Source organism: Nocardioides abyssi, assembly GCF_030412915.1.
Taxonomy (GTDB): Bacteria; Actinomycetota; Actinomycetes; order Propionibacteriales; family Nocardioidaceae; genus Nocardioides; species Nocardioides abyssi.
Map to the genome: position 1 here is coordinate 26,930 of NZ_JAUHJR010000009.1, position 18,742 is coordinate 45,671.

12 protein-coding genes are annotated in these 18,742 nt (G+C 75.4%); 7 read left to right on the top strand and 5 right to left on the bottom strand.

Annotation, left to right across the window (positions count from 1 at the left end; translation table 11 throughout):
* Nucleotides 1-388: 388 nt before the first annotated feature.
* From QWY29_RS17230 to QWY29_RS17240, 3 genes are all read left to right on the top strand, one after another.
* The gene (locus QWY29_RS17230; protein ID WP_300962335.1) at nt 389-3,373 is read left to right on the top strand and encodes a hypothetical protein; all 2,985 of its coding nucleotides are present in this window, start codon (nt 389-391) and stop codon (nt 3,371-3,373) included.
* Between the two features lie 115 nt (nt 3,374-3,488).
* Complete coding sequence (locus tag QWY29_RS17235; RefSeq protein WP_300962336.1) at nt 3,489-4,238, top strand: hypothetical protein; 750 nt, start codon at nt 3,489-3,491, stop codon at nt 4,236-4,238.
* Nucleotides 4,235-5,125: a class I SAM-dependent methyltransferase gene (locus QWY29_RS17240; protein WP_300962338.1), complete on the top strand. Its 891-nt coding sequence runs from the start codon at nt 4,235-4,237 to the stop codon at nt 5,123-5,125. The genes QWY29_RS17235 and QWY29_RS17240 overlap by 4 nt, the downstream gene beginning before the upstream one ends.
* Before the next feature lie 50 nt (nt 5,126-5,175).
* Here QWY29_RS17240 and pgfA read toward each other — a convergent pair whose 3' ends face one another.
* Nucleotides 5,176-6,051 (bottom strand): cell envelope lipid trafficking protein PgfA, encoded by an 876-nt coding sequence (pgfA, locus tag QWY29_RS17245; RefSeq protein WP_300962339.1) that lies wholly within the window; start codon nt 6,049-6,051, stop codon nt 5,176-5,178.
* 146 nt (nt 6,052-6,197) lie between these two features.
* Here pgfA and QWY29_RS17250 point away from each other — a divergent pair, with 146 nt between their 5' ends.
* A complete protein-coding gene (locus tag QWY29_RS17250; RefSeq protein ID WP_300962341.1) occupies nt 6,198-8,045 on the top strand; it encodes a hypothetical protein in 1,848 nt (615 codons plus the stop codon).
* Nucleotides 8,042-9,271, top strand: a complete 1,230-nt coding sequence (locus QWY29_RS17255) for an acyltransferase family protein (protein ID WP_300962342.1) — start codon at nt 8,042-8,044, stop codon at nt 9,269-9,271. The genes QWY29_RS17250 and QWY29_RS17255 overlap by 4 nt, the downstream gene beginning before the upstream one ends.
* Here QWY29_RS17255 and QWY29_RS17260 read toward each other — a convergent pair.
* Both QWY29_RS17260 and QWY29_RS17265 read right to left on the bottom strand, forming a co-directional pair.
* A complete protein-coding gene (locus QWY29_RS17260; protein WP_300962343.1) occupies nt 9,157-13,365 on the bottom strand; it encodes an alpha-(1->3)-arabinofuranosyltransferase domain-containing protein in 4,209 nt (1,402 codons plus the stop codon). The genes QWY29_RS17255 and QWY29_RS17260 overlap by 115 nt on opposite strands.
* A complete protein-coding gene (locus QWY29_RS17265) occupies nt 13,362-14,135 on the bottom strand; it encodes a class I SAM-dependent methyltransferase (protein ID WP_300962344.1) in 774 nt (257 codons plus the stop codon). The genes QWY29_RS17260 and QWY29_RS17265 overlap by 4 nt, the downstream gene beginning before the upstream one ends.
* Nucleotides 14,136-14,168: 33 nt before the next feature.
* Between QWY29_RS17265 and QWY29_RS17270 the strand changes: the two genes are divergently transcribed.
* The gene (locus QWY29_RS17270) at nt 14,169-15,419 is read left to right on the top strand and encodes a glycosyltransferase family 4 protein (RefSeq protein ID WP_300962346.1); all 1,251 of its coding nucleotides are present in this window, start codon (nt 14,169-14,171) and stop codon (nt 15,417-15,419) included.
* Nucleotides 15,420-15,437: 18 nt separating this feature from the next.
* On the opposite strand, the gene QWY29_RS17275 is transcribed toward QWY29_RS17270, so the two are convergent.
* On the bottom strand, nt 15,438-15,593 hold the full coding sequence (locus tag QWY29_RS17275) for a hypothetical protein (RefSeq protein WP_300962348.1): 156 nt from the start codon (nt 15,591-15,593) through the stop codon (nt 15,438-15,440).
* 76 nt (nt 15,594-15,669) lie between these two features.
* Nucleotides 15,670-17,406 carry an MmpA family trehalose lipid delivery protein gene (locus tag QWY29_RS17280; RefSeq protein ID WP_300962349.1) on the bottom strand — a complete coding sequence of 579 codons (1,737 nt, stop codon included), beginning with the start codon at nt 17,404-17,406 and terminating at the stop codon, nt 15,670-15,672.
* 57 nt (nt 17,407-17,463) lie between these two features.
* Here QWY29_RS17280 and QWY29_RS17285 point away from each other — a divergent pair, with 57 nt between their 5' ends.
* Nucleotides 17,464-18,717 (top strand): lipopolysaccharide biosynthesis protein, encoded by a 1,254-nt coding sequence (locus QWY29_RS17285; RefSeq protein ID WP_300962351.1) that lies wholly within the window; start codon nt 17,464-17,466, stop codon nt 18,715-18,717.
* Nucleotides 18,718-18,742 lie beyond the last annotated feature (25 nt).

Genomic DNA, 18,742 nt, shown 5'->3' on the forward strand with positions numbered 1-18,742 from the left:
AAGTCGTGCGGACGCGCGCGGAAGGCCGTTTTCACTACCGGTGGTGTCGTGCCCGGGAGCCGCGGAGCGGCAGGTCGGGCTGATAGCGAGCGAGGGTCCACTCCGTCCGGGACGCAGGCAGACCTCTGGCGCGACAGCCAGCGTACGCCGCCGCGCGAGACGGAGCCAACTCCGGCCGCCCCGCGGCGGTACGGTCAGTGCATACCCGGTCCCCGGCCGGGTACGACCCCCTCGAGCGACGTGCTGCCCCGCCCCGCACGCACCCCCTGCCTGCGACGCCGGTCCGCCCCTCGCCCGGTGCTCCCTCGTCCACGTCCTGCCCCTTGCGGCACGGCGTTCCCTGGCGCGCGAGCACCGTCCCCCCGGACCCCGCCACAGGAGACATCCCTTGCTCAAGCGTGCCCTCGGGGCCGCCGTCGGACTCTCGACAGCCGCCCTCTCCCTCTCGGTCGTCGCGGCCCCCGCCGCCACGGCCGCACCCCTCCCCGTCCCCGGCGGGGTGACCTCCGCGGTCACCGCCGAGATCCTCCACGCCGACGTGCTCGGCGTCGCCGGCTTCCGGGCCGTCGACCTGGGCCTCGGCCCGGTGCGCGGCACCGTCGGCACCGGGACGCCCCGCGTGACCGCGCGGGCCGCGAACCTCGACGCCGCCCTGCTCGGCCAGCAGCTGCCGGGCCTCCTGGCCGAGGCCGAGCAGGCCGCGCCGCCGGACAACACCGCCCCCGACACCGCGAGCATCGTGCCGACCAGCTCGCTGCCCGGCGTGCTCACCCTCGGTGTCTCCAACGCGTCGGCCCGCGCCCGCCTCGGGACCGGCGGCCAGTGCCTGCCGAGCGTCCCGGACGTGTCGCGCTCCTCGATCCGCACCGCTGACGCCGCCGTGCTCGACATCCCCGTCGTCGGGGCGCTCGTCGAGGTCCCCGGCACCGTCGGCCTCGAGCAGTCCACCCGCTTCGAGCCGGCCGGCCAGGGCAGCAGCCGGCGCACCGTCGTCGCCGAGGCCATCGGCTCCGCCGTCGACCTGCGCCTGCTCGGCGCCAACCTCAGGGTCGGCGTGGCGAGCGCCCCACGGCTGACCGCGCGGGCGACCGGCACCGCCGGCACGTCGACGGTCACCTACGACCGCCCGGTCGTCACCATCGGCGCGGCGGGCCAGCAGGTCCAGCCGCTCGCCCCCGGCGTGCCGTTCAGCCTGCCCGTGCCGGGCAACCCGCTGCTGCGGCTCGAGCTGTCGCTGGGCGAGCAGACCCAGACGATCTCGGCCGACGGCACGTCGGTGCAGGCACAGGCCAGCCTGCTGGACCTCGAGCTCGAGCTGCTCCCCGGCCTGCTGGGCGGCAGCGGAATCACCGTGGCCGACGTCGACCTCTTCCCCATGCAGGTCTCCGCCACGAACGTCGCCGGCGGCTTCGACTGCGGCACGGAGGCCGGCACCGAGGACACCGACAAGGACGGCCTGACCGACGCCGAGGAGAACAGCGGGAGCAAGAACCCCTTCCCCGCGCCCGGCAACCCCGACGGCAAGACCGACCCCACCAAGCCCGACACCGACGGTGACGGCTTGAACGACGGTCGCGAGGTGCAGATCGGCACCGACCCCAACGACCCCGACACCGACGACGACGGGCTCACCGACGGCCAGGAGGTCACCCGGGGCACCGACCCGCTGCGCGGCGACACCGACGGCGACGGGCTGAACGACGGCCGTGAGGTGCAGCTGACCACCGACCCCCTCCTCCGCGACACCGACGCCGGCGGCGTCGACGACGGGACCGAGGTGGGCCGCGGCAGCAACCCGAAGGACGCCCGGGACGACAACCCCACCACCGACACCGACGGTGACGGGCTGACCGACGCCCAGGAGACCAGCGGCTCGGCCAACGGCCTCTACGGCAACCGGCCCACGAGCCCGACCGACGCCGACAGCGACGACGACGGGCTGAGCGACGGCCGCGAGGTCCAGCTCGGCACGAACCCGAACGACGCCGACACCGATGACGACGGCCTGACCGACGGCCAGGAGGTCACGACCTACCGGACCGACCCGCGCGACGTCGACACCGACAACGGTGGCGTCAGCGACGGCCAGGAGGTCGCCAACGGCACCAACCCGCGCGACGTGCCCGCCGACGACCTCAGCGTCACCCCGCCGGCCGGCCAGAACGACCGCGACGGCGACGGCCTGACCGACGCCCAGGAGACCAGCGGCTCGACCAACGGTGCCTTCGGCGGCCGGCCGACCGACCCCAACGACGCCGACACCGACAACGACGGCCTCGGCGACGGGCAGGAGACCAGCGGCTCCGCCAACGGGAAGTTCAACGCGGCGCCGACCGACCCCAACGACGCCGACACCGACGACGGCGGCGTGATCGACGGCGTCGAGGTGCGCAACGGCACCAACCCGCGTGACCCGAGCGACGACATCGCCCGGGTCGACACCGACGGGGACGGCCTGAGCGACGGCGAGGAGACCTCCGGCTCGGAGAACGACGCCTTCGGCAACGAGCCGACCGACCCTCGTGACCCGGACTCCGACGACGACGGGGTCAGCGACGGCGACGAGACCGATGCCGGGACCGACCCGAACAACGCCGACACCGACGACGACGGGCTGACCGACGGCCAGGAGGAGCAGGCGGGCACCGACCCGAAGGACGCCGACACCGACAACGGCGGCGTCGAGGACGGCGCCGAGGTCGAGGCCGGCACCGACCCGCTCGACCCGACCGACGACAACCCGGTCAACGCCGGCGACCCCGACCGGGACGGCCTGGACAACGCCGAGGAGGTCGCCGCGGGCACCAACCCGCTCGACCCCGACACCGACGGCGACGGGCTCCAGGACGGCGCCGAGGTCAACACCCACGACACCGACCCGCTGGACCCGGACACCGACGGTGACGGCCTGCGCGACGGCCGAGAGGTGAACGGCACCCGGACCGACCCGCTGGACAAGGACACCGACAACGACGGCCTCAACGACGGTCGCGAGGTCAAGCAGACCAAGACCAAGCCGCTGAAGAAGGACACCGACAAGGACGGTCTCGGCGACGGGCGCGAGGTCAAGAACCTCAAGACCAACCCGCGCAAGAAGGACACCGACAAGGACGGGCTGACCGACAAGCAGGAGGTCACCGGCTCGGCCAACAAGCGCTACGGCAAGTGCCCGACCAACCCGAAGCGGGCCGACACCGACCGCGACGGGCTCAAGGACGGCGCGGAGGTCCGCAGGTACAAGACCAACCCGTGCGACCGCGACACCGACAACGGTGGCCAGAACGACGGCAAGGAGGTCCGTGCGGGCAGCGACCCGCTCGATCCGGGCTCCTGGCCGAAGAACCCCCGGCAGGGCGCTCGCAGGAGCGGCTGACCGGGAGCCGACCGCACCTTGGCGGGGCGGGGGCGGGCGCGGACCTCAGGGTCCGCGCCCGCTTCGCCTTTCCCGGTGCTCGGCCGGCCGACGACGCGCCGCTAGATTGCCCGGCATGGCCCTCCTGCCCGCCCTCGTCGGCGCCGCGACCCTGCCCGTCCGGCTGACCGCCGCGGCCACGCAGACCACGCTCCAGCTCGGCCGCCTGGCCGCCCCCGACGGGCCCCTGCGCCGACCGGGCGGCTACGCCGACCTGCTGCTGCGCGTCATCGGCGACGAGGGGTACGCCGCGCAGCTCACGCGCCTGCTCGCGGACGAGGACGGACCCATGCGGCTGGCCGGCGCCCTGGCCGACCTCCTCGCACCCGACCGCCCGCTGGGCCGGCTCGTGCAGCGCGACGGCGTGCTGGACCGGCTGCTGGCCGAGGACGGCCCGCTCGTGCGGCTGCTGGCCGACGGCGGCGCGCTCGAGCGGCTCCTGGCCGACGGCGGTCCGCTGGACCAGCTGGCCGCCCAGGGCGGCGCGCTCGACCGGCTGCTCGCGGCCGGCGGCGCGCTGGACCGGCTGACCGCCGAGGGCGGCGTGCTCGACCGGGTGCTCGCGCCCGGGGGGCTGGCCGACCGGGTGCTGACCGAGGACGGCTTCGTCGAGAAGCTGGTCGCCGACGGCGGCACGCTCGACCAGCTCGTTGCGCTGGGCGAGACGCTCGAGACCATCCAGCCGCGGCTCCAGGAGCTCGCGGGGCTCATCCCCTCGCTGTCGGACTCCGTGGACTCCCTCGGCCGCGCGGTCGGCCCGCTCGGCGAGCTCGCCGGGCGGCTGCCGCTCAACCGACGTCGCGCGCTCGGCGCGGGGCCCGCATGAGCGGCCAGGGCCCGGAGGGGGCCGGCACCCGTCCGGACAACCGGGACGGCGACCCGGGCGCCCCGGACTCCCGGCACCACCCGCCGCTGCCCCCGGTCCGGGTGGAGCGGCGCGCCGTCGACGAGGCCGAGTCGCGGCGGGCGAACGGGCCCGACTGGGACCGGTACGCCGACGAGTACCAGGCCACGCACGGGGAGTTCCTCGGCGACGTCGGCTTCGTGTGGGGGCCGGAGGGGTTCACCGAGACCGAGGCCGGCGTCCTCGGCGTCGTCCGGGACCGCGACGTGCTCGAGGTCGGGTCGGGCGCCGGGCAGTGCTCGCGGTGGGTCCGCGCCCAGGGCGGCCGGGCCGTCGGGCTGGACCTGTCGATGCGCCAGCTCCAGCACTCACGCCGCATCGACGACCAGACCGGCGTGGTCGTCCCGTCGGTGCGGGCGACGGCGACCGCGCTGCCGTTCCGCGACGCGTCGTTCGACGTCGTCTTCTCCTCCTTCGGCGCGCTGCAGTTCGTCAGCGACCTGGAGGTGGCGGTCGCCGAGACCGCCCGCGTGCTGCGGTCCGGTGGCCGCTACGCGTTCTCGATCACCCACCCCACGCGGTGGATGTTCGCCGACGACCCCGGCGAGGCCGGGCTGGTGGCGAGCCAGTCCTACTGGGACCGCACGCCGTACGTCGAGGTGGACGACGCCTCCGGTGAGGTGTCGTACGTCGAGCACCACCGCACCCTGGGCGACTGGGTCGCGGTGCTGGCCGGCGCCGGGTTCGTCCTCACCGACCTGCTCGAGCCGGAGTGGCCGGCCGGGCACGACCGGGTCTGGGGCGGCTGGTCGCAGGTGCGCGGCCGGCTGACGCCCGGCACCGCGATCTTCGGCGCCACGCGCGCCTGAGCCGGCCGGGCCGAGGGCCCGACCGGCTCAGGAGCTGGCGTCGAGGTGGGTCAGGCGGGCATCGCCGCGGCGCGCGGGCTCGCGGCCGGGCGGGGCCGGCCGACGAGCAGCAGCAGCGCGCCGAGGACCAGCGCGACCGCGCCGCCGATGAAGCCGATCCGCGGGACGGTCTCGGTGATCAGGGTGAGGCTGGCGGCGTTGTCCTTGGCCTCGGTGATGCTGGTGGCGAGCTGGTCCTCGGTGAAGGAGACGTTGAGGTCGAGCACCTGGGTGCCGTCCTCGAGGAAGCGCTGCTGGGACTGCTCCTGGTTGACGACCGCACCGGTGACGGGCTCGACGAAGATGTCGACCGCCTGGCTGTAGGTGCCGGGCGTGCCCTCGGCGACCTCGATCGCCTCGTCCACGACGCTGGAGGCGAAGTGGTAGACGGTCAGGCCGTCCATCTCGGTCTCCTCGACGAACGCCATGTCGACGGTGCGACCGAGGGTGCCGTCCCAGTAGGGGTAGTCCTTCTTCTCGGTGTCGAAGGGGAACTTGTTGACGATGCCCTCGTACGGCGTGGTGCCGGCCGGCAGGTTCTCGTGGTCGCGGCCCAGCGCGGTGACGCGGTCGGTGGCGAAGGTGCCCATCGTCGCCGACACGAGGCGCTCGTCCTCGCCGTCGACGCAGGCGGGGACGTCACCGCCGGACGCGTCGACCACGCACGAGGTGTTGACCCAGACGGTCGTGTCGTCGGTCGAGGCCTCGCTGTCGGCCTTGGTGATGCTGGTGACGTTGACCGGGAAGGTCTCCCCGAGCTTCGTCGCCTCGCCGTCGAGGCGCGTCGTCTGGTCGACGTCGACCGGCGTCTTCTTCACCACCCCCGGGGCCCAGGTCGTGGTGAGCAGCCCCGCCACCACCAAGAAACCGCCGATGGCGATCAACACGCGTCCAGCAATCTTTCGCACCGCATTCCCTCCCCAGGAAAGTCATCGACCGTGAACGTAACGCGCGTCACAGGAACTGTGCACGGTTTCGACGAAAACCCGCCGTACTTCGTCCGCGGCCGCGCCCGACGGGCAGACTTCGCCGCGTGCGGGGACTGATCAGACGAGCGCGGGCCATCGGCGGCCGCACCCGGCGACCTCTCGACGGCCCGGGCGTCGTGCTCGGCGCGGCGGTCGCGATGGTGCTGGCCCAGCTGGGCTTCCGCGCGTGGGCGCTCGCGGGCGGCTTCTTCTACGGCGACGACTACCAGCTCGTCGACGAGGCCACGGCCGCCGACGGCCTCTCGGCCGGGCAGCTCGTCGAGCCGTACGCCGCGCAGTTCATGCCGTGGGGCCGCTTCCTGGCCTGGGTGGCGTCGACGAGCGACCAGCTCAGCTGGCCGCTGCTGGCCGCCACCAGCCTGGCGATGACGGCCGCGGCGAGCGCGTGCTGCGTGTGGATGCTCGTCACGCTCTTCGGCACCCGCCCAGGGATCCTGGTCCCGCTCGCGCTCTACCTGACCACCGCGGTGACCATGCCCGCGATGATGTGGTGGGCCGCCGCGCTCAACCAGGTCCCGCTCCAGGCGGTCGTCTTCGCCGCCGTCGCGGCCTGGGTGCACTACCTGCGCACCCGCAGGCTCCGCTGGCTGGCCGTGACCCTCGTGATCCTCGGCTTCGGGCTGTGCTGCTACGTCAAGACGCTGCTGGTCTTCCCGGTGCTGGCATTCCTGGCACTCGGCTGGTTCGCCACCGGCGGTCCCGTGCGCCGCGTGCTCACCGTGGTGCGCGCCTACTGGCCCGCCGTGCTCTCCGGGCTGGCCGGCGGCGCGGCGTTCCTCGTCTACTACGTGCTGCGCGTCCCGCAGATCTCCTCCGACGAGCGGCCCGTCGGCGCCTGGGAGCTCGCGCACCGGATGCTCGGGGACTCCTTCACCACCGGCGTGCTCGGCGGTCCGTGGCACTGGACCACCGACATCGCGCCGGTTGCCCGGGCGACGCCCCCGGAGTGGTCGGTCCACGTCTCCTGGACGGTCATCGCGCTGGTGGTCGCGGGGCTCGCGCTGCGGCGCGAGCGCACCTGGCGCGCGTGGGTCCTGCTGGCGGCGTACCTCGCCGGTGACTTCGTGCTGCTGCTGACCACACGGGCGCAGGTCGTCGGGTCGGTCGCCGGCACGGAGTACCGCTACCTCACCGACGCCGCCTGCGCCCTGGTGCTCTGCCTGGGCCTGGCCTCGATGGGCCTGGTCGGCGCGGCGCAGCCCAGCCGCACGCGCGCCGAGCCGCTGCTGACCAAGGTGCCCGGGCGCCGGCTGGTGGCGGCCGCGACGGTGCTCGTCGCCGGCTCGGGGCTGGCCAGCTCGTGGGCCTACGCCCGGGTGTGGCACGACGACCACCCCGGCAAGGTGATGCTCGGCGGCGCGATCGAGGAGCTCGAGGGGGTCTCGTCGCTCGACCTGGCCGACCAGGCGCTGGCCTCCGACGTCAGCGGCGCGTTCGGACCGCCGTACAACTCGCTCTCGGTGCTGCTGCCGATGCTCAGCGGGGTCGCCCAGTTCCCCGACAGCACCGAGCGGCTCCACGTGCTGCGCGAGGACGGCACCATCGTGCCGGCGCAGGTCGACGACGCCCTCGAGGCGGCGCCCGGGCCGGTGCCGGGGTGCGGCTGGCGGGTCCGGGAGCCCGGTCGCGACATCCCGCTGCCCGGCCCCGCGCTCGCGATCGGCTGGTGGGTGCAGATCGACTACCTCGTCTCCGCCGACACCGCCCTGCGCGTCGAGGCCGGCGGCACGAGCACGACCGCCGACCTGGTCAGCGGGCTCGGCACGGTCTTCGTCCGGGTCGTGCCCGACGACGACTTCGACACGATCAGGCTCGAGGGCCTCGACCCGGGTGTCACGCTGTGCGTGGACGCCCTGGTCGTCGGCCAGGCGGAGCCGGAGGAGGACGCATGACCACCGTCGCGGCGGCGCCCGTCGAGCTCGACACCAGCACCGCTCCCCGCTTCCCCGCGCTCGACGCGCTGCGGGCGGTCGGGGCGCTGGCGGTGCTGACCACGCACGTGGCCTTCTGGTCCGGCGACTACGGCCGGCACGGCTTCTGGGGCACGCTGCTCTCGCGGCTCGACGTCGGCGTCGCGGTCTTCTTCGTGCTCTCGGGCTTCCTGCTCTCGCGCCCCTACCTCGCCCGCGCGGCCGTGGCGCTCCCCCGGCCCTCGACGCGCAGCTACCTGTGGCGGCGCCTGCTGCGGATCACGCCGGTGTACGTCGTCGCGGCGGTGCTGGCGCTGCTGCTCATCGAGGACAACGCCGACCTCGGCGTCGGCGCGTGGGTGACGACCCTGCTGATGGGCAACACCTTCGTCGACCCGCTGCCGCCGGACGGCCTCACGCACATGTGGAGCCTCGCGGTCGAGGTCTGCTTCTACCTGCTGCTGCCGCTGCTCATGCTCGCCGCGACCGGCCGCGGCCGTCGCCTGTCGACGCCGCGGGTGGTCGCCGTGCTGGCGGCGATGAGCGCCGTCACCGTCTGGTGGCACCTGCACGGGGCCGACTGGGCCGACACCTGGACCGGCGGGGCGACCGGGCAGTGGCTCCCGGGCTACCTGACCTGGTTCGCCGCCGGCATCGGCCTGGCGCTGGTGCACGTGCTGGCCACCCGCGGGGGTGTGACGGCCGCGCGCCTGCTCGCGCCGGGTCGCCAGGCGGGTGCCTGCTGGGCGCTCGCAGGCGGCCTGCTGCTGGTCGCCGCGACGCCGCTGGCGGGGCCGACCGTGCTGGTCGCGCCGACGACCACCGAGTCGCTGACCAAGAACCTGCTCTACACCGCCATCGGGCTGCTGCTGGTGCTGCCCGGCGTCATGGCCGACGAGCGCAGCGGCTTCGGCCGCGCCTTCGGCCACCCCGTCGCGCGCCGGCTCGGCCTGGTCTCCTACAGCCTCTTCGCCTTCCACCTGCTCGTGCTGCACGGGGTGATGGCGGTCATGGACTGGCCGATCTTCGGCGGCCACGGGCCGCAGATCCTGGTGCTCGCCCTCGTCGGCAGCCTGGTGGCCGCCGAGGTCGGCTACCGGCTGCTCGAGGTCCCGGCGATGCGGCTGAAGCGCCTGGTGCCGCCCCGGCGCACCCGGGCGGAGCCGACCGAGGCGACCACCGCGACGAACGGCACCAGCGCCAGGTAGCCCACCCAGGCGTCGTCCCCGGCCCAGCCGGCGCTGCTCCCCCACGGGGTCGCGGCGTACGCCGCCGCGGCGGCCAGCAGCGGCAGCGCGAGCACCCACGGCGCCACCTCGGGCGCCTTCCGGCCGAGCAGCACCAGCGCGCCGGTCGTCAGCGCGCCGACGACGAGGCCGACCGTGCCGGCGACCAGGCCGGCCCCGGCGAGCGCGAGCCCGCCCGCGACCACCGCCGGGACCCGGCGGTCGGCCAGCGGCGGCGGGACCGGACCCGACCAGCGCCGGCGGGTCAGCGCGACCACCACGAGCAGGCCGACCAGCGCGACCGCTCCACCGAGCAGGCCGAGCCGGTAGGTCCGGTCGGGGGCGAAGCGCACCTCGACCGGTCCGTCGCCGGCCAGCCGGAAGCCCTGCTGCCAGCCGTCGACCACGACCGGCTCGAGCGCCTCGCCGTCCTGGGTGGCGACCCAGCCCGCGTTGGCGTTCTCCCGCAGCACGACGAGCGTGTCGCCCGGGGCGGGCTGGAGCGAGCGGGTGACCGGGCTGCCGGTGCCCGCGCCGCCCTCGGTGGTCGCGGGGCTCGGGGCGGCAGCGGGGGCGTCCGCGGTGGTCGAGGTCAGGACGACGGTGGCCGCGTCGAAGGCGTCGCTGCGCTCGGCCGCGACCTCGGCGGTGCCGGCGGCGAGCGGCAGCGGGCCGGTGGATCCCGGGCCGCAGACCTCGGCCGGGACCTCGGCGCCCTGGAGCAGCTCGAGGGCGGAGGCGGTGACGGCGGTGCGGAGCAGCCGCGAACCGACCCGCAGGTCCGGGCCCGAGCCGCACGGGCGTCTCACCGCCCGGTCGGTGAGCCCGAGCGGGAGGAACGGCACGCCGGTCACGGAGACGTCGCCGATGCCGACCGGCACCAGGGCCGACGAGCCGTCGAACCCGAGGTCGGAGACCGGCTCGGCGGAGACCACCTGGACGGTCAGGCCGTCGGCCCGCACGCCCGGGAAGGCGGCCCGGCCGTCGCGGCCGAGCTCGACCTCGCGCAGCTCGACGGTGCGCCCGGCGCGGGTGAAGGTCAGCAGCACCCGGTCGGGCAGCCGCGCCGCGACGTCGGCGTCGACGTCGAGGTCGAGGCCGGTCACCAGGCGCCGCCCGAGCCACGACAGCCGCAGCTCGACCTGGTCGTCGGTGGGATCGGCCAGCCAGGTCGTGGAGGGGTCGCCGTCGATCGCCGCGACCGCCCCGGCGCGGGGGTCGGGCAGCGCCAGGGAGCCGGCCACCGCGCCGGCGGGCTGGTCGTTAAGCACGAGCGCGTCGAGGGCCGCGCCGGCACGGGGCCGCGCGGTCAGGGACACGTCGTACGCCGCCGGGGTGGGGAGCGTGAACGCGCGACGCACCACGGGGCCGTCCTCCCCCGTGCGCTCGCGGCCGGCGGCGCACCGGTCCTGGAGGGAGACCTCCGCGCAGCCGGTGCGGCCGTCGAGGTCGGCGCGCAGCGCGACCACGTCGGGGGCGCCCCACTCCTCGGGGACCGTCGGCAGGTCGAGCACGCGCCGCACGTCCAGGCCGGGCACGTCGACCTCGGCGACGGAGAGCCGCTCGGTCGAGGGACCGCCGGCCGCCTCGACGCGCAGCCAGGTCACCGCGGTGCTGCCGTCCTCGCCGTCGGGGAGCAGCACCCGGCGGGTGCCGCCGGGGCTCAGCTCGACCGGGTCGCTGGCCCCGTGGTCGGTGACGACGCGGAGCCGCTGGCGGCCGTCGTGGCGCGCCGCGGTGACCGTCAGCTCCTCGACCTCCAGCGGCTCGTCGAGGTCGACGCGCCACCAGGCCAGGCCCTCGGTGGCGAAGCCGGAGTCCCAGGCGGTGTCGGGCGCGCCGTCGAGCGCGGCGTAGGGCAGCCGGCCCCGCTCGCTGCCGCCGGTGGTGCCGCCGTCGGACATCGACGACGACGCCGAGAGCGCCGCGGCGCCGACCAGCCGGGCCTTCGTCGTCCAGCGGTCCATGTCGTCGAGCGGGTAGTCCGTCACGGGGCGGTCCTCGCGGCGCACGTCGCCGGGGGTCGTCACCGCGGAGTAGCCGTCGTGGATGCGCGCGAAGGAGCGCTCGCGCTCGCGCAGGCCGTCGGTCAGCACGACCCGGCCCGGGTCGCCGTCCGGCGACGCCTCCGAGTCGGCGTCGGGCGCCAGCACCGCGGGGCCGTCGCCGAGCACGTCGTCGAGGTCGAGCAGGTCGGGCAGGTCCTCGGGCCCACCGACCAGCACGGTCGGCGCGCCACCGGAGACCGCGGCCGGGGCCGCGGACGGCGACCCCACGGCGTACACCTCGACGGCGGCGCGCTCGGCCTGCCAGCCGCCGTTGACCAGCACCCGCTGCTGGTCGTCGCGCAGGTGGGCGTCGCCACCGACGGGCGGGCCGAAACCGGCGACCCGCTCGATGCCGGGCGAGGCCTCGATGGCCTGGTGGACCAGCACCGGGTCGGGCACGTCGTCGGAGCGCTCGATGTCGTTGCGGACCACCAGGTGCTCGACGCCGGCGCGCTGGAGCGCGGCGGTCAGGCCCGGGGAGCCGTCGCCCTCGGCCAGGCGCCGCTCGAGGCCGTCGAGCATCCGGATCGTGGCCGGCGGGGTCAGCGGGATGACGTTGCGGACCGCCCAGCGCGAGTCGGCGAGCCACTGCATCGGCTCGTCGGCCGTGTCGCCCCACAGGTACTGGCCGAACGGCGACCCGGGGACCAGCAGCGCCGTGCCGCCCGCGGACTCCGCGGCGACGTAGTCGGCGGTCTCCTGCCAGTAGTCCGGGACGCCCAGCGTCGCGCCGGCGGGCTCCACCCGCCCCTGGACCGCCGGGGCCGCGCAGCCGATGACGGCGAGGACGGCGGCGGCGACCAGCACCCGCTGGTTGAAGCGGTCGGCGCGCGGCGCGTCGCGCTGCTCGCGGAGCGCGACGAGCAGCCGGTCGACGACGAAGGCCAGGCCGAGCACGAGCGGCAGCCGGACCACCGGGTCGAACTTGTGGACGTTGCGCAGCGGCGCCAGCACGCCGTCGAGCAGGTCGGCCAACGGGGCGGCGAACCAGCCCTCGACCGCGCCGCGGTGGCCGGCGGTGACCATGAGGACACCGACCAGCAGCGAGAGCCCGAGGAACGCCCGGTGCGGGGTCCGGCGGTCCAGCAGGCCGGCGGCCCCCAGGAGCAGCAGCACCCCGCTCAGCACGAGGACCCAGGAGGTGCGGAGCAGGTCGTTGCCGGCACGCGACCCGCCGTCGGCGTACGGCACCCAGTTGGAGGTGCCGCGCAGCGCGTCGAAGATCGTCGTCGGGAACGTCGTCACCGTCGTGGTCTCGATGAAGTCGAGGAACGGCGGGCTGTAGGCGCCCATCACGAACAGCGGCACCAGCCACCACAGCGTCCCGAGCGCGGTGAAGAGCGGCCACCACAGCATCAGCGACCGCCGCCGGGCACCGCCGGTGCGGGTCAGGATCCAGACGATGCCCATCGGGAGGACCGCGAAGGTCGCCGCCGCGTTGACGCCGCCGACCATCGCGACCGCGAGGGCCGAGAGCGCCGCGGCACGGCGGGGGGAACCCTGCGTGGCGCCGCGCACCAGCGGCAGGAGCACCCAGGGGGCCAGCGCGCTCGGCCAGGCCTCGATCGAGATCGGCCCGAGCGTGGTCAGCAGGCGCGGCGAGAGCGCGAAGGCGAAGCCGGCGAGCAGGCAGGCCAGGTCGGAGCGGACGCCGAGCGCGCGGGCGACCTTGGCCGTGCCGACCATGGCCACGGACATGACCAGGCCCTGCCAGAGCCGCTGGACCACCCAGCCCGGCAGGTCGACCAGCCAGCCGAGCAGGAAGAACGGCCCCATCGGCCAGAGGTAGCCGTAGGCCTGGTTCTGCAGCTGGCCGAAGGCGCCCTCGGCGTCCCACAGGTGCAGGGCGCGCGCGAGCCAGTCGGCCGGCGCGAGCGCGAGGTCGAGCTTGGTGTCGGCGGCGAGCAGGCCGGGGTCCTGGACGAAGGCCAGGCCGACCAGCACCACGCACGCGGCCAGCAGGCGGAACCGGAAGGTCCCGGCCGAGCTGGCAGCGGGGCCGCTCGCCGGGTCGCTGCTCGTGCTCATCGCTTGCGCAGGACGATCACGAGGTTCCACGTCACCACCTCGCGCACGAGCGGCACGCGCAGCAGGAACCGCGACCAGCGCGGGTTGTAGCGGGGGGTGAGGTCGACGACCTCGGCCACGCCGAGCTGCTGCTGCGCCCGCGCCCAGCGCAGGCCCGCGCCGGTGGTCACGGCGAAGAGCGACTCGCCGTACTTGTTCTTCGGCTCGTGGCCGTGCTTCGCGGTGTACCTGCGGCGCGCCCGCCGCCCGCCGAGGAAGTGCCAGGGCGCGGTCTCGTGGCCGCCCCAGGGGCCGTACCAGAGCGTGTAGGAGATGAAGACCGTGCCGCCGGGGCGGGTCACGCGCACCATCTCGTCGGCCATCCGCCACGGGTCGGGCACGTGCTCGAGGACGTTGGAGGAGTAGCAGACGTCGACCGAGCCGGTGCGGAACGGCAGCTCCATCCCGCTGCCGACAACCGTGCCGGAGGCGATGCCGCCGAGGCCGGAGAGCTCGCCGACGTCGGCGTCGAGGGCCCAGTACGTCGCCCCCGCGGCGCGGAACGCGTCGCGGAAGTAGCCCGGCCCCCCGCCGACGTCGAGGAGCACCGCGCCGTCGAGCGGGGCGTAGGTGGCGAGCTGGTCGGCGGAGTCCTCGGCCAGCGCGGTGTAGAACCGCGCCGGATCGTCCTGCTCGTGCCGGAACTCGCCGAACAGGCGCACCGAGCGACGCAGCGTCGCCTTCCAGGGCCGCCGCCGGGCAGCGGTCACGGGCGGGGTCTGGCTCGGCACGCCGGAACCTTACCCACTGGTACCTTCGCCCGGGTGCGAAGCGTGGGAGACGGATCGACGGAGGCCCTCGAGGCCCTGCGCGGCAGGCACGTCGCCTTCCTCAGCTGGCGCGACACGCGCAACCCCGAGGGCGGCGGCGCCGAGCGCTACCTGGAGAAGATGGCCGCCGGTCTCGTCGAGCGCGGCTGCCGGGTGACGATCTTCTGCGCCGCCCACGCGGCCGCTCCGCCCGAGGAGGTCGTCGACGGCATCCGCTTCGTGCGCCGGGGCTCCAAGCTCTCCGTCTACCCCGCCGGCATGCGCGCCCTCGCCTCCGGCGAGCTGGCCCGCCGTGGCCAGGGACCGGTCGACGTCGTCGTCGACGTGCAGAACGGCCTGCCGTTCTTCAGCCGGCTGGTGACCCGCAAGCCGGTCGTCGTGCTGGTCCACCACGTGCACCGCGAGCAGTGGCCGGTCGTCTACCGCGGGCTCACCGGCCGCGTCGGGTGGTGGATCGAGCGACGGCTCGCGCCGTGGCTCTACCGCCACTGCCAGTACGTCGCGGTCTCGCGCGCCACGCGCGCCGAGCTGCGCGAGCTGGGCGTGCGCGGCCCCCGGGTCGCGGTCGTCCACAACGGCACCGACCCCGTCGTGCCCGTCGACCCCGGCGCCTCCCCCACCCCGACGATCGCCGTCGTCGGCCGCCTTGTGCCGCACAAGCAGGTGGAGCACGCGATCGACGCGGCGCTCGAGCTGCGCGCGGAGCACCCCGACCTGCGCCTGCACGTGGTCGGCGGCGGCTGGTGGGAGGCCGAGCTGCAGGAGTACGCCCGCGCCCGGGGCGCCGGCGACACCGTCGTCCTCGAGGGGCACGTCGACGAGGCGCGCAAGCACGAGGTCTACGAGCGGGCGTGGGTGCTGGCGCTGCCCTCGCTGAAGGAGGGGTGGGGCCTGGTCATCGGCGAGGCCGGGATGCACGGCACCCCGACGGTCGCCTACCGGTCCGCCGGCGGCACGCAGGAGTCGGTGGCCGACCACCGCTCGGGGCTGCTCGTCGACACCCCCGAGGAGCTCACGGCCGCGCTCGGGCTGCTGCTGCGCGACCACGAGGAGCGCGATCGGCTCGGCAAGGGGGCGCGCGAGATGAGCCACGCCTACACCTGGCAGCACGCCCAGCAGTCGTTCGCGCTGGTCGTCCTCGCCGCGCTCAACGGGACGAGGATCGACAGCCAGGACCCGGAGGACCCTGACGAGGTGCTCGCCCCGCGCCGACGCCGCCGAGGACGGCGACGCGGGCGCGGCTGACGAGCGTGAGGGCTGGGGTCAGCTCTCGGAGCCGTACTGGATGACCGGCTGGTTGACGTTCGCCGGCGACTCACCGCTGGGGCTGGTCTGCGACGACACGACGCCCACGATCGTGGCCGAGGCGACGATGCCGCCGATGGCCAGGGCACCGAAGGTGCTCAGGATGCTTCCCACGTTGAAAACCCCTCCCTAGGTTCGGCCAGAACCGTAACAGCGCCGAGGTCCGGGTGTTGCATTTCGGAGACATCCGTCACGTCGATGTCTCCGGCCCTGTCTCCGGCCCCCTTCCGGGCGCTGTCTCGGGGCGTCTCCGGCGGCCGCGCAGCGCCCGGGCCAGGGCGAGCCCCGGCGCTCCCAGGACCACCGCCAGCCACGTCGTCCAGGCGAGCACCGCCGCGACCACCCACGAGGTCCGCACCGGCCGGTCCACCGCTCCGGGAAGCTCCACGACCAGCAGCTCCTCGGTGTCGAGCAGCACCTCGCCGGCGACCGCCGGGGCCGTCCCCGGAGCGAGCCGGTCGAGCGCGACCAGGCCGATCCCGAGCGCCGCCAGCCGGTCGGCCCGCTCCCCCGGCGTGGGCGCCGCGAGCGCCGCGGCCGCCTCGCGGACGCGCGGGTCCTCGCCCGCGACGGTGACGTCGGAGACCACCAGCTCGTCGCTGGCGACCACGTCGCGCGGCAGGTGCCGCGGCAGCGGGTCGAGCACCTTGCGGTCGTGGTTCCACCACGGCTGGCGGTAGCTGGACAGCGGCAGCGCGAGCACGTCACCCGGCCCGGCGCCGTCCACGGCGTCGCGCGCCGCGGCGTACGACGCGGGGTAGGTGGTGGGCTCGAGGCGGCCGGACAGGCCGAGCGCGGCGTCGGGCATCAGCGTCACCGGCGCGGCGGCGAGCACGCCGGCGAGCACGACCCGGGGTGTGGTGCCGGTCGTCGGGCCGGCGGCACGGGCCAGCAGCGCGGCCGCGCCACAACCCGCGAGCACCGCGACCAGCGGGGCACACAGCACGAGCAGCCGGGACCCGTCGCGCACCAGGCCCGCGCCGGGCACGTGCGCGGCGAGCCAGCCGACCGCGTCGGGGGCGGCCCAGGTCAGCAGCGCGAGCACCAGGCCGACCGCCCAGCACAGCACCAGCGCGACGACGTCGCGCCGGGCGCTCGTGCGGACCCAGCGACGGGCACCCGCCGCCGCCAGCACGACGAGCACCACCAGGCCCAGCCAGGCGAGCACGCCATCGCGGGAGGGCAGCACGACCTCGCCGTTCCACACGCCGCCGAGCACGAGCGCGGCCAGCGGCGGCGGCAGCACGCCGTCGGGGCCGAGAGCGAACAGCTCCGCCCCGGCCGCGTCGGTCCGGGCGTCGACAGCGTGCAGCGCGCCGGTCACCAGCCACGGCAGGTTGGCCGCCAGCGCGAGGGCCAAGGCCGGAGCGGTACGCCGCCCGCCGGCCGCGACCGCCAGCAGCGCGACGGCCGTCGCCAGCCCGGCGCTCGCGCTGAGGCACCCCAGCGGCGCGAGCACGAGCAGCGACGCCGGCAGCCGGCCCGTCTCGCGCCAGCGGCGACCGGCGAGCAGCACCCACGGGAGGACGGCGTACCCCACCAGCACCGGCCAGTGGCCCAGCAGCAGCCGCTCGGTGACGAAGGGGTTCCACTGGTAGACCGCGACGGCGACCAGCCGGGCGGCGAGCGAGTCGCCGGGCACCAGGCGGGCCGCGCCGAGCCCGCCGCCGACCAGGGCGCCGAGCAGGACCGGCTTCTGCAGGAGCGCGCCGGGGACGACCTCGTCGAGGACCGCGACCACCGCGTCCGACGGCACCGCCCGGGGCAGGCCGGAGCCCACGCCCCACACGTCGGGCCGCACGGCGAGGTCCGGCACCCACACCATGTCGTAGGTCAGCAGGTGGCCGGGGCCGAGCGCCGGACCGAGCAGGAGCAGCGCCAGCGCCAGCGACCACGCGCGCGGCACCCACCCTCGCCAGTCGGACACGCGGCGATCCAACCATCCCCCGTCGGGAGCGGTGGGCCTCCCCTTAGGCTTCCCCGCGTGTCTGAGACCCCCGGCGGCTTCCGCGCGCTGCTGAGGAGCGGCGCCGCGATCGCGGTGGCCATGGCGGTCATGAACGTCGCCACCTACGGCTACACCGTCCTCGTCGCCCACCTCGTGGGACCGAGCGACTTCGGCGCGTTCTCCGCGATCATGGGCGTGCTGCTCGTCGTCAACGTGCTGTCCCTCGGCCTGCAGGCCACCGGGGCGCGCCGGATCTCGGCCGCGCCGGAGTCGGTCGTGGCCGTCGAGCGGGTCGTGCTGACGGTGTCCTACCGCAGCGCCCTCGTGCTCGCGCTGGTCCTGCTCGCGCTCGCCCCGGTCATGGACGCCGTGCTGCGGCTCGACAGCCTGCCGACCGCCGCGCTCGTCGCGATCACCGCCGCCCCCCTGACGATCATGGGTGGCCAGGCCGGGGTGCTGCAGGGCGAGCGGCGGTGGGCGCCGCTCGCGCTGGTCTATCTCGCGCAGGGCGTCGGTCGCGTCGCCGCCGGCGTCGGGTTCCTGCTCGTGTGGCGCACCGAGTTCGCCGCCGTGCTCGGCGTGGCCATCGGGGCGTGGCTGCCGGTGGTCATCGGGTACGTCGCGCTGCGCCGGCCCCGCTCGGCCGCACCGACCACCGAGGTCTCGGCCGGCGACCTGATCCGCGAGGTGGCCGGCAGCAGCCAGGCGTTGCTCGCGTTCTTCGCGCTGTCCAACGCCGACATCCTGCTGGCCCGCGCGGTGCTCGACGACCACACCGCCGGCCTCTACGCCGGTGGGCTGATCCTGGTGAAGGCGATCCTGTTCCTGCCGCAGTTCGTGGCCGTCATCGCCTTCCCGTCGATGGCCACCCGCGGCGCGGACAGCAGCACCTTGGTCAAGGCGCTGGTGGTGGCGATGGCGCTCGGCCTGTGCGGCATGGGCGGCACCCTGCTGCTGCCCGACCTCGCGCTCGTCTTCGTCGGCGGCTCGGACTTCGAGGAGGTCAAGGACCTGCTCTGGCTCTTCGCCCTCGTCGGCACGCTGCTCTCGATGGTCCAGCTGCTCCTCTACTCCGCGCTCGCCCGGCAGCAGTGGCGCGCCATCCTCGCGATCTGGGCCACCCTCGTCGCGCTGCTGTGCACCGCGCCGTTCGTGCACTCCGTGGAGTCGCTCGTCAGCCTGGTCCTCGGCCTCGACGCCGCGCTCTTCACCGTGCTCGTCGCCGTCGCGCTCCTCGGCCGCGCCGCCCCGGACCGCGAGACCGTCGACGCCGGCCGCACCACCGGCTGAGCGGGCGCTCGCCGCTCGACGAGCG